The following is an 11,679-nucleotide window of genomic DNA, read 5'->3' as shown; positions in this document are numbered from 1 at the left end:
TTCAAAAGCTTTGCTGATTACTCAATATGAGATGGATCCTCCAGCTGCTGGCGGATCCATTTTATATTTTCAGGACTGAATAGTTTTTCAATATTGCTCCAAACAGGATGAAAGCCGTAGCCGCCATGCTTCATTTCATTCAAAGCATCTGCTGTGGACCAGTTTTCAAAAATAATTCGATACATGGCAATACTCGCGCCAGTGCGGTCTGAACCGTGATAGCAATGAATCAATACTTTTTTGTGGCTGCGTTCTGCCTGTTGAACCATTTGCATGACCTGCAGCAAGTCTTCCCGTGAAATCGACCATGTATTGATTGGGATATGCACCAATTGAAAATTGTAGCCAGATAATGTTTTCTGATCAGCATTGCGCGATCTTAAATTAATGACGGTTTGTATGTCTTGAGCTTGGAGCAAAGGCAGCAATTCATGATCAGGCTGCTCACTGCGGTAGAGGAACGGGCTGATTTGATAAAAGTTGGACTTGGCTTCAATAACGGTTCCCCAGTTTTCAGGGCGCTGCTGGTCCGGCCAGACAGCAGCCGTCATGCAGCCTGTCAAGCATGCAGACAGCGTAAGCGCGAGTACAAGTGTTTTCATTTAGAGGCGTATCTCGCTAGTTCAATCGGATCATGCGCGCAAATAATTTCAATGCGGGGCTCTGTTTGCGACAGAACTTTAATTCTTTCTAAATTGGCAATGCGCTGCTGATTGTCTGCGGCAAAGAACCGTTCTAATTGGTTGAGTGCTTTCAGCGGGTGTTTGGAGTTTAATTCTAAGTGCGAGTAATAAGCATCTCCGCAATAAAACAGCCAGCCGTCCTGTTTGCGGACAGCGATGCCGCAATGCCCCAGCGTGTGCCCAGGTAGAGGGATCAGCAGGATTTCATCCTGAAACAGCTGAAACCCCTGAACACGGTGCAGGTTATGCCAGCTTTCACCTTGCACGGGCTCTAAAAAATTCCAGTAGCGGTGCTGCTGGAATTGCTGCGGTTTATACCGGGCCTTGCTTTTCAGGGACTTCAGGTTTTGCGCGGCGTTATATTCGGTTGACAAGAGATGCACCGTTGCGTGCGGAAAATCAGAAATACCGCCTGCATGATCAAAATCCAAATGCGACAGCAGTATATGCTTGACATCTTTGGGCTGAAAACCCAAGCGCTGAATTTGCGCAATTGCAGATAATTCTAAATTGTTGACGATGCGCCCAGTGCGGGCCACCCAGCTGCCTAAGCGCTCTTTAGTATGCAGATAGTCTTGTACGCCTAAGCCGGTATCAACCAGCACCAGTCCTTGATCCGTTTCCAGCAACAGGCAGTGGCAGACCACATGAGCAGTCAGGCTGTTTTGCCCAAAGAGCGGGCCGCATACCGGACACATGGTGCCGCAGTGTAAATGATGAATATTATAGATCACAGTATCTTGTTTTTAACATTATTCAGCCCTTTATAACCGAAGCCTATATTTTCACCAAGCTGATTTTGTCTTGCGCCCGGCTGTTATGTTATTTAAGAGATAAAAAAAGCCTGCGGGTGGGCAGGCTGCGGAGAAGGTCAAGACGGGCTCGTCATGCAGTCTTGATGGGCTGAAACGGTAAGATAAACTTGAAAACTGTGCTCTTTTGAGCCGGCTCACAGTTCTATTTTAATTGCTAAGGTTCTGCGCTGCTTATTTTTGCTCAGGCTGGGGCGTTAAGCGCAAATAAGGCTTAACCGCTTTATAGCCTTTTGGAAAGCGCTGCTTGATTTCGTCTTCATCTTTTAGTGATGGCACAATCACGACATCATCACCCTGCTGCCAATTGGCTGGTGTGGCCACTTTATGGTTATCCGTGAGCTGTAAAGAATCAACGACACGCAGAATTTCATTAAAGTTGCGTCCAGTCGATGCCGGATAGGTAATAATCAGGCGGACTTTTTTATTCGGGTCAATAATGACTAAAGAGCGGACGGTCAGCGTTTCGCTGGCGTTGGGATGAATGAAATCATATAGCGTTGACACTTTACGGTCTTTGTCGGCAAGGATCGGAAAATTGACGGTGGTATTTTGGGTTTCATTGATGTCATTGATCCAGCCATGGTGAGACTCGACATCATCCACAGAAAGCGCAATGGCTTTCACACCGCGTTTGGCAAACTCATCTTTCAATTTTGCGGTATAGCCAAGCTCTGTGGTGCACACAGGCGTGTAATCCGCAGGATGTGAGAACAAAATGCCCCAGCTGTCACCTAAATAGTCATAAAATCGAATCGGACCTTCACTGGATTCTTGTGTGAAATCGGGTGCGGTGTCTCCTAAGCGTAAACTCATTTTCAAGCCTCATAATGTATAGTTGTATGTCGATATTGATAAATATGGCGCAATTTCTTTACTATGAAAAATACTGTTTTTGTATTTCTTTATCAGTAAAGTGAAAATAGAAAATGCAGGGCCAATAGAAAAAATCCCGAAAGTCATCGGGCATTGACTATATCGGCTGTACAAAATTTGCTACATTACTTTGCCTTAAGTTCCTATGTCTGGAATTAGAGATTAGTTTTTTTAAGGGGTTTTTGTGCAAAGCCCTTGTACTTCAAATTTCTAGCACCATAATAACGACTAAGAAAACATATTCATTTGACAAGCAAGATTTAGAGAGTCTATTCATGTTGGCAAGTCTGATCGGAGGTATCTTCGGTACAAAAAATGAGCGCGAACTCAAACGCATGCGTAAAATCGTAGACAAGATTAATGCGCTCGAGCCGACGATATCTGCACTCAGCGATGCAGACTTATCTGCAAAAACTGAAGAATTCAAACAACGTTATAATAAAGGCGAAAGCCTGGATAAGCTGCTGCCGGAAGCATTTGCGGTTTGCCGTGAAGCGGCCAAACGCGTGATGGGAATGCGCCATTATGATGTGCAGCTGATTGGCGGTATTACACTGCACGAAGGTAAAATTGCAGAAATGCGTACCGGTGAAGGTAAAACCTTAATGGGTACGCTGGCGTGTTATTTGAATGCGATCAGCGGCGAAGGCGTGCATGTCATTACCGTGAACGACTACTTGGCGCAGCGTGATGCTGAACTGAACCGCCCGCTGTTTGAGTTTTTAGGCCTGAGCATTGGCATTATTTACTCAATGCAGGATCCGACTGAAAAAGCGCAGGCGTACCGTGCAGATATTACCTACGGGACCAATAACGAATTCGGCTTTGATTATCTGCGCGACAACATGGTGTTTTCACTGGCAGAGAAAAAGCAGCGCGGCCTTACATATACCATCATTGATGAGGTCGATTCGATCCTGATTGATGAAGCGCGTACGCCATTGATTATCTCTGGTCAAAGTGAAGATTCCTCTCAGCTGTATGCCGCGATCAACGCCATTCCGCCGACACTTCATCCGCAAAAAGAAGAAAAAGTGCCGGACGGCGGCCATTTCTGGATTGATGAGAAGCAGCGTACTGTGGAAATGACCGAAATCGGTTATGAAACAGTGGAAGATGCCTTGATTCAGATGGGGTTGCTGGCAGAAGGCGAAAGCCTGTATTCCTCAGCCAATTTGAATTTGGTGCATCACGTTTCAGCGGCTATCCGCGCGCATTATCTGTACCAGCGCAACGTGCATTACATCATTCATGATGGCGAAGTCATTATTGTCGATGAAAACACAGGCCGAACCATGCCGGGGCGCCGCTGGTCTGAAGGCTTGCATCAGGCGGTAGAGGCTAAAGAAGGTTTGGAAATTCAGCCGGAAAACCAAACGCTGGCTACAACAACCTTCCAGAACTATTTCCGTTTATACAAAAAACTTTCAGGCATGACGGGGACAGCAGATACTGAAGCTGCTGAAATGAAAGAAATTTACGGTTTAGATGTGGTGCTGATCCCGACACATCGCCCGATGATCCGTAAAGATGAAAACGATTTAATTTATTTGAACCGCAATGGTAAATACAACGCCATTATTCAGGAAATTCAGAGCGTGCATGAAGAAGGTGTCGCGCCGATTCTGATTGGTACAGCGACCATTGAAGCGTCTGAAATTCTATCGGATAAATTAAAAGAAGCCGGTATTACGCACGAAGTGCTGAATGCGAAACAGCATGAACGTGAAGCCGATATTATCGCTCAGGCTGGTTCTCCGCGCGCCGTGACGATTGCCACCAACATGGCAGGACGCGGTACAGATATTTTGCTTGGCGGTAATTGGAAAGCCCGACTTGCCAAAATTGAAGAACCGACCGCTGAAGATGAAGCGCGTCTGAAAGAAGAATGGGAACAGAGCCATGAAATGGTGCTGAACTCAGGCGGTTTGCATATTATCGGTTCTGAACGCCACGAATCGCGCCGTATTGATAACCAGCTGCGCGGACGTGCAGGCCGTCAAGGCGACCCAGGCGTATCGCGCTTCTATTTATCGCTAGAAGATGACCTGATGCGTATTTTTGCCGGCGACCGTGTGGTTGCTATGATGCGTGCGATGGGCTTGCAGGAAGATGAAGCGATTGAGCACAAAATGGTGTCGCGCTCAATTGAAAACGCCCAGCGTAAAGTGGAAGCGCGTAACTTTGACATCCGTAAAAATCTGTTGAAATACGATGACGTAAATAATGAACAGCGTAAGATTATTTACTCTCAGCGTGATGACGTTTTAGCTGAAAATTCATTGCAGGAATACATTGAAGAAATGATCCGTGATGTGATGAAAGGCGTCATTGCCAATTATGTGCCGCCTGAATCAATTCATGATCAATGGGATATTGAAGGTCTTGAAAATGCCCTGCGTGAAGATTTGTCGATCGATTTGCAAATCAATGAGTGGCTGGAACAGGACCGCCGTTTAGACGAAGAAGGTTTGGTTGAGCGCATTACCGATGAAGTCCTTGCGCGCTACCACGGCCGCCGTGAGCAAATGGGTGAAGAATCATCTGCGCAGCTGGAACGCTATTTCTTGCTGAACTCTTTAGACCGCCATTGGAAAGAGCATTTGGCGGCTATGGACTATCTGCGTCAAGGCATTCATTTACGCGGCTATGCGCAAAAGAACCCTGAGCAGGAATATAAGAAAGAAGCATTTAATTTATTTGTAAATATGCTTGCAGTGATTAAATCCGACGTTGTAACAGACATATCCCGCATTCATGTTCCAACGGCTGAAGAGCTGGCTGAAATGGAAGCGCAGAAGCAGGCGCAGGCTGATGCAATGCACCTGAATCTGTCACATGCTGAATTTGACGGCCTGCTGGCAGAAGACGCTTCGGCTGCTGAAGTGGATGCGCAATTTACGCCTGTGTCAAATGCTCAGCAGGTTGCGGCGCCAGAAAGCCGGAATTCGCCTTGCCCTTGCGGATCAGGCCTTAAATATAAACAGTGTCACGGTAAAATTTAAGTGACGCATCGAATCAGGGCCGCAAGGCTCTGATTCATTTTGTAGATTAAACTTTTCAGGCGGCGAATAGTATTTGCAGTTCCCTGAATTAAATGTTATTTAGTTTCACATTGATCACTGGAAACGGAACAGACAATGAAAAAAGTATTACAACCGTTGATGATTGCTGCTCTTGCATTGCCAGCATTAGCATTTGCGGATTCTGCTCAAACAACAACTCCGGATAAAGTCAAGCAGGCGCTTGGCGCTCAAACTGCTCAGGTTCAGGTAGGCGCTGACGGTCAGGTGACTATTGCGAGCCCGCGTACAGGCATCCGCTATACTTTTGCCAATCCAAACCGTCCGATCGTGATGCAGACAGCTAAAATTTCTGCTGCAAATTCTGCAAATGCTGATCGTATTGTGGCTTCTAATCCAGCATTGTCTGAAGCAAGCCAGCAAAAAGCGAAGCAGGCTTTACTGAATGAAGCAGGCCAATTGGCGCGTAATTAATACAGCGATTTACATCTGAAAAACCAGTCTTATGACTGGTTTTTTTATATCTTATCTTCCGTGATGAAAAACCAGCTAAAAATAAAGCAGAAGCTCGATTTTTTAACCATTTTGAACTAAGCTGTATTTTTACTAATTAACCGTAATGGATATTTAAAAATGGCCGTGGGTGACGTAACAATGCCGCAGATGCATGCGGTAAAAGGGGTGAAAATCGGTTCGGCAGAAGCATATGTGCGTTATCAGAACCGACGAGACCTGGTCATTTTTGAATTTTCAGAAGGTACAAATGCAGCGGGCGTATTTACCCAAAATGCTTTTTGTGCCGCACCGGTACACATTTCTAAAGCGCATTTAAAAGTGGGCAACCCGCGTTATTTGGTGATTAATACGGGGAATGCCAATGCGGGTACAGGCAAAACCGGCATGGCAAATGCAGAAGCGACCTGTGCGAAACTGGCTGAATTGGCGGGTGTGCAGGCGGCTGACGTTCTGCCGTTTTCTACAGGCGTTATTGGCGAACAGCTGCCGATTGAGCGTCTGCTGAACGGTTTGCAGCCTGCGTTAGATTCATTGTGTGAAAATGCTTGGGTTGATGCAGCTGCCGGCATTATGACCACAGATACAACCCCTAAAGGCGCATCGGAGCAGTTCGAGCTGGATGGCATTGTCTATACCATGACAGGTATTTCTAAAGGCGCAGGCATGATCCGTCCGAATATGGCAACCATGCTGAGCTATGTGGCAACCGATGCGCCAATCAGCCGTATGCTGGTGCAGAAGCTGCTGAAAGACGCTGTAAATGTTTCTTTCAACCGCATTACCATCGATGGCGATACTTCAACGAATGATTCCTGCATTTTTGCGGCCACGGGTCAGGCGGGCGGAATAGAAATCACCTCGCAGGATGATGTGCGCTATGCTGCCGTCGCAGCAGTGCTGACCCGCGTCATGAAGCGTTTGGCACAGCTGATTGTGCGTGATGGCGAGGGCGCAACAAAATTCATTACTGTTGCGGTGGAAGGCGGTGGCAACACGCAAGAATGCTGTGATGTCGCGTACAGCATTGCGCATTCTCCATTGGTGAAGACAGCGCTTTTTGCATCGGATCCAAACTGGGGCCGCATTTTGGCTGCTATTGGCTATGCAGGCGTACCTGAGCTGAATGTTGAAAATATTCAGGTTTGGCTGGGCGATGTGCAAATTTGCAAAGATGGCGGCGCTGCAGAGGATTATACAGAAGAGGCGGGCGCAGCCGAGATGCAGAAAACGGAAATTAGCATCCGTGTCGATTTGGGCCGAGGCAGCGCAAAAGATACGGTCTATACCTGCGACCTTTCATATGATTATGTGAAGATCAATGCAGACTACCGTTCTTAATATATTTGGATTTCTTTAAAAGCCTCCGTCGAGAGGCTTTTTTATAACTGTTACTTTTTAATGACTGGTCAAAAAGCTTGAACGCCATGACAGGCCGGTAAATTGGGTAGAGTCCATCACACAGGTTGGGCATAAGGATAGAGAAGATCTTGTTATGAATGATGCGAACAATTTGATTGCCAATGAAGCTAAATCCATTGTGCAGGCGCATTTAGATCGTTTGGGTGATGTAAAGGAGCATCTTTTAACGGAAGAAGCCAAGCTTGAAAAGTTTGAGCTGATTAAAGCTGAATTGCAAAAGCGCAACGCTGTCCTTGTGGCTCATTACTATTGTGATCCGGAAGTGCAGGAACTGGCAGAGCTGACCGGCGGCTGTGTTTCTGACTCTTTGGAAATGGCGCGTTTCGGCCGTGACCATCCTGCAACAACCCTAGTGGTGGCAGGCGTGAAATTCATGGGGGAAACATCCAAAATTTTATCGCCAGAAAAAACAGTACTGATGCCGACACTGGAAGCGACCTGTTCTCTGGACTTGGGCTGCCCGGTTGATGAATTCACCCAATTTTGCGATGCGCATCCTGACCATACTGTCGTGGTGTATGCCAATACCTCGGCTGCCGTCAAGGCTCGGGCGGACTGGGTGGTGACGTCAAGCTGCGCGGTCGAAATTATTGAACATTTGGACAGTTTGGGTGAAAAAATCATTTGGGCGCCAGATCAGCATCTAGGGCGTTATATTCAAAAGAAAACTGGTGCGGATATGCTGCTGTGGGATGGCGCATGCATTGTGCATGAAGAATTCCGCGCGCGCGGCATCGCCAATATGAAAGCGCTCTATCCAGATGCGGCTGTGCTGGTGCATCCGGAGTCTCCTGAATCTGTCATAGATATTGCCGATGCGGTGGGAAGCACTTCTCAGCTGATTAAGGCGGCGCAGACGTTGCCCAATGAACATTTAATTGTGGCAACTGACCGCGGTATCTTCTATAAAATGCAACAGGCGGTACCCCATAAGACTTTAATTGAAGCGCCAACTGCGGGAGAAGGAGCTACGTGCCGTTCTTGCGCGCACTGCCCTTGGATGGCGATGAATGAGTTGGATGGAATTTTGCAGGTTTTGCAGCAGGGCGATCAAGAAATATTCGTCGATCCAGCATTAGCAGAACGCGCAAAACTGCCGCTGGACCGCATGCTGAACTTCAGTGCTGGCCTGAAACGCTGAGAGTTGATTAAAAAATGCCTAAAATGCTTGATAAATAAGCGGTTGAAGCATTTTTTTAACTTTTTTTAAATATAGGTGTTGACGTCCTTGGGCGTCGCGCCTAAAATGCACCCCGTACCGAACGAGATGTTCGATACAAAAGCTGAGATGAACGGAGCATAGCACAGCCTGGTAGTGCACCTGGTTTGGGACCAGGGGGTCGTAGGTTCGAATCCTACTGCTCCGACCAATTCCTCAAGGCAAAATAATCGCATGATATTCTGTATCATCGAGCATGCGCCTGTAGCTCAGTTGGATAGAGCATCCGCCTTCTAAGCGGATGGTCACAGGTTCGAATCCTGTCAGGCGCGCCATTTTATGGTTGCTTGATATTTAGAATCTGAAGAAAGCGATGTGACGGTGGATGTAGCTCAGTTGGTAGAGCCCCGGATTGTGATTCCGGTTGTCGTGGGTTCGAATCCCATCATTCACCCCAATTCGGAGCATAGCACAGCCTGGTAGTGCACCTGGTTTGGGACCAGGGGGTCGTAGGTTCGAATCCTACTGCTCCGACCAATTTTTAAAATTGGTCAAGTAAAGATGCCGCGTTAAGCGGTTTTTTTATGCCTGAAATTCGGTATTTGTAGAATTTTTAAAAGCCTCCCTTAATGGAGGCTTTTTCTTGAATAATAAAAATTTAAGGAATAATTGTGATATTGACCCTGCGGTTCTGCGCACGGTGTTCTTCAGTATCATTGTCGACTAATGGGGCATCTGAACCGCGCCCGATAATTTGAATATTATTTGCTTTAAAACCCTGCACAAGAAAAATATCGGCGACACTCTGTGCGCGCTTCTCGGACAGTTGCTGATTGTAGCTGGCTTGGCCAATATTATCGGTATGGCCGACAAATTTCACTTTTTCTAAATTGTATTGGTGCAATTGGCTGGAAAGCGTCATTAATTTATTTTGCTGATAATGCTTAATTTCATAATCATCAAAATTAAACAGCAGGCGCTCAGGCAAGGCTAGCGTCCATCCCTCTTGCGTCAGCACAAAGCCTTCTTTTTTGAGCATCTTGGCTTGTTTGTAATTGAGATGTCCTAAGTTCATGCATGCGCTTAAAATTGAACTTAATGTAAAAATCAAACAAATTACTGCTGTTTTTTTTAACATGGAGTGCCTATTTTTTGTTGAGCTTAGGATAAATATACCACTTTTCATTTAATTGCTTGGATTTGAAGAGTGCATGATCCGCATTTGAGATGAGTTCTTCAGGGGTTTTGGCTTTGTGTGCAAAGGCCGCGCCGATGCTGATGCTTAAGGCAATGCGCTGCTGCTCAAAAATAAACGTAGAACTGAAGCAGTCTTGAATGCATTGACAATAATGGTTGATTTCGGCAGTGACATTGATGTTTGGAATGATGATGGCAAACTCATCCCCGCCTAGGCGTGAGAAAAAAGCATTTTCGGGCAATACTTTTTTGATGCAATAGGTGGATGCGCGCAATACAGCATCACCGGCTAAATGCCCAAATTTTTCGTTTACATGCTTGAAGTGATTGAGATCCAGCAGTAAAACTGCGGCATGCAGGGTGTCCGTTGCATCAAATAATTTAAATAATTCTTGATAGAAGAAGCTGCGGTTTGGCAAGTGTGTCAGCGGGTCGTGTTTCGACTGATGCTGAAGCTTGCTGTTTTCGGTCATTAAGTTGTAATTGGATTGTTCTATTTCACTCAATAATCCGTTGAAAGCGGTGCTGAGGGCTTGAAGTTCTTGAATATCTGAATTGGAAACGCGCATATTGTAGTTTTTCTTTACGCTGATGGTCTGTGCGGACTCTACAATGGTGCGTATCGACTGCATAAGGTATTGATAAACGGAATGAACAGACCAATATGCGGTTGCCAGCAATAACAGAAAGCCGATTAAAAGCGCTAAAATAATTTTATGAAAAAAGATGACCAATTCTGATGAGTTGCCATAAACGGTTAATTTGCCAAAGTTCTGTCCGTTATGGTGAATCTCTGCATTGATCGGCTGGCTGTAGAATAGATGATCTAGAAAGGTCTGGCTTGAAACGCGCTTAATATCTTTTTGTTCGGCATGTGCTAAAAGTGTGTTGTTTGAGGTGCTGATCTCAATAGCACGAATGGGGTGCTTTTTAATATATTCGTTCAGAATTTGATTTATGGTGAGCTGGTCATTGAAAACAACAGCTGGCTGAACGCGTTCATTTAAGGCGGCGGTTAAAATATGCAGGCTGCTTCTTGCATAAGCGTTCATTGTATAGGTTGATATCACCAGAAAAATCGCAGAACAAATTGTGAAAGTCAGTACAAAAATAGTGAGCTGAGAGCGTGTGAATAATTGATGCAGGGTAATAGGGCGGTATAGAGGTTTCATGGGGTGTCCTCCATATTTTTGCCAAGAAGCAAAACGCGCGGGTCAATATGCACCTTTGATTGGGACAGGCTGTCTAAATTAACTTTGAATGCATAGCTGGCGCCGCGGGGATAAAGGCAAAAAGCGCTTCCTAATTCACACTCATTGTTATTTGTGCTGATAGATAGTGAGGGGAAGGTAGCTGCTGTATCTAAAAGATGCTGTTCAGCTTTGGGTGATAAATTTGAAAAAACTAAAACTTGGCAATCGGCGGTTTTGATTGCAGGGCTTTTAATGCTGGCAATTTTAAATTCAGTAGTTTGCGGCGAATGTTTTAAAAACTGCTGTGCAAGTGCTGAATTGTCGATCACGCATATTTCAGGTGTGGGGGTATTCCATTTTGCATAACTTAAAATGGAAAATACGGTGCTGTAAAGGCTAGTATTGGAATCTGCAAATGACGTGGTGCTCAATAAAAGCGCGCAGATGCATGATATTTTCTTGTTGATATTTGAGAGCATTTCAAAATAAGTTCATAGGTGTTAAGAGTAAATGAATCTAAATTTCGGCTCATATTAGGTGAAACAGAGCAATAATAATACGTATCAATAGTAAATTGATTAAAAAAAAGACATGTGGTGAAAATAATTAAGAAATGGGGTTGCGTCTGGTAGGGAATGCTGTAGAATGCACATCCATCGGCGGTGATGTTGATTAAAACTTGTTGAGAAACAAGGAGTTGGCCAGAAGTGGTTGATTCTGAGAATCTTGAGGGAGTTTAAAAATAATCAACAAAACCTGTTGACTATTCATCGAAAGAGAGTAGKATAGMCGACCTAGCTT

General features: G+C 45.4%; 10 protein-coding genes and 4 tRNA genes. 8 read left to right on the top strand and 6 right to left on the bottom strand.

Translation table 11 applies throughout. The features are described from left to right. Positions 1–17 precede the first annotated feature (17 nt). The 3 genes from AZH43_RS17320 to AZH43_RS17310 all read right to left on the bottom strand — a co-directional run bounded on the left by AZH43_RS17320 (position 18) and on the right by AZH43_RS17310 (position 2,311). On the bottom strand, positions 18–602 hold the full coding sequence (locus tag AZH43_RS17320) for a dual specificity protein phosphatase family protein (protein ID WP_067672519.1): 585 nt from the start codon (positions 600–602) through the stop codon (positions 18–20). Beyond that, positions 599–1,417 carry an MBL fold metallo-hydrolase gene (locus AZH43_RS17315; RefSeq protein WP_067672516.1) on the bottom strand — a complete coding sequence of 273 codons (819 nt, stop codon included), beginning with the start codon at positions 1,415–1,417 and terminating at the stop codon, positions 599–601. The genes AZH43_RS17320 and AZH43_RS17315 overlap by 4 nt, the downstream gene beginning before the upstream one ends. Before the next feature lie 252 nt (positions 1,418–1,669). After that, positions 1,670–2,311 (bottom strand): peroxiredoxin, encoded by a 642-nt coding sequence (locus AZH43_RS17310; protein ID WP_067672513.1) that lies wholly within the window; start codon positions 2,309–2,311, stop codon positions 1,670–1,672. 335 nt (positions 2,312–2,646) lie between these two features. Between AZH43_RS17310 and secA the strand changes: the two genes are divergently transcribed. The 8 genes from secA (at position 2,647) to AZH43_RS17270 (ending at position 9,025) form a co-directional block, all read left to right on the top strand. Continuing rightward, a complete protein-coding gene (secA, locus tag AZH43_RS17305) occupies positions 2,647–5,376 on the top strand; it encodes a preprotein translocase subunit SecA (protein ID WP_067672510.1) in 2,730 nt (909 codons plus the stop codon). 135 nt (positions 5,377–5,511) lie between these two features. After that, positions 5,512–5,868 carry a hypothetical protein gene (locus AZH43_RS17300; RefSeq protein ID WP_067672507.1) on the top strand — a complete coding sequence of 119 codons (357 nt, stop codon included), beginning with the start codon at positions 5,512–5,514 and terminating at the stop codon, positions 5,866–5,868. Between the two features lie 159 nt (positions 5,869–6,027). Continuing rightward, complete coding sequence (gene argJ, locus AZH43_RS17295; RefSeq protein ID WP_067672504.1) at positions 6,028–7,248, top strand: bifunctional glutamate N-acetyltransferase/amino-acid acetyltransferase ArgJ; 1,221 nt, start codon at positions 6,028–6,030, stop codon at positions 7,246–7,248. A gap of 154 nt (positions 7,249–7,402) precedes the next feature. Continuing rightward, the gene (gene nadA, locus AZH43_RS17290) at positions 7,403–8,470 is read left to right on the top strand and encodes a quinolinate synthase NadA (RefSeq protein ID WP_067672501.1); all 1,068 of its coding nucleotides are present in this window, start codon (positions 7,403–7,405) and stop codon (positions 8,468–8,470) included. 152 nt (positions 8,471–8,622) lie between these two features. Continuing rightward, a tRNA-Pro gene (locus AZH43_RS17285) sits at positions 8,623–8,699 on the top strand. A gap of 47 nt (positions 8,700–8,746) precedes the next feature. Continuing rightward, positions 8,747–8,823: transfer RNA gene (locus AZH43_RS17280), tRNA-Arg, on the top strand. A gap of 46 nt (positions 8,824–8,869) precedes the next feature. Beyond that, positions 8,870–8,945: transfer RNA gene (locus AZH43_RS17275), tRNA-His, on the top strand. 3 nt (positions 8,946–8,948) lie between these two features. Next, positions 8,949–9,025 (top strand) — tRNA-Pro (locus AZH43_RS17270). 121 nt (positions 9,026–9,146) lie between these two features. Here the strand turns inward: AZH43_RS17270 and AZH43_RS17265 are convergent. Genes AZH43_RS17265 through AZH43_RS17255 form a run of 3 tightly spaced genes read right to left on the bottom strand, consistent with a single transcriptional unit; the run spans position 9,147 to position 11,309 of the window. Then, positions 9,147–9,626, bottom strand: a complete 480-nt coding sequence (locus AZH43_RS17265; protein WP_067672498.1) for an OmpA family protein — start codon at positions 9,624–9,626, stop codon at positions 9,147–9,149. Positions 9,627–9,633: 7 nt separating this feature from the next. Beyond that, positions 9,634–10,857 (bottom strand): sensor domain-containing diguanylate cyclase, encoded by a 1,224-nt coding sequence (locus tag AZH43_RS17260; protein ID WP_067672495.1) that lies wholly within the window; start codon positions 10,855–10,857, stop codon positions 9,634–9,636. Further along, a complete protein-coding gene (locus AZH43_RS17255) occupies positions 10,854–11,309 on the bottom strand; it encodes a YfiR family protein (protein ID WP_227509848.1) in 456 nt (151 codons plus the stop codon). The genes AZH43_RS17260 and AZH43_RS17255 overlap by 4 nt, the downstream gene beginning before the upstream one ends. Positions 11,310–11,679 lie beyond the last annotated feature (370 nt).

The sequence above is a fragment of the Acinetobacter pragensis genome (genome assembly GCF_001605895.1).
Taxonomy (GTDB): domain Bacteria; phylum Pseudomonadota; class Gammaproteobacteria; order Pseudomonadales; family Moraxellaceae; genus Acinetobacter; species Acinetobacter pragensis.
The sequence above is the reverse complement of the archived record's forward strand: the minus strand, read 5'-3'. Positions and strand labels throughout refer to the sequence as shown.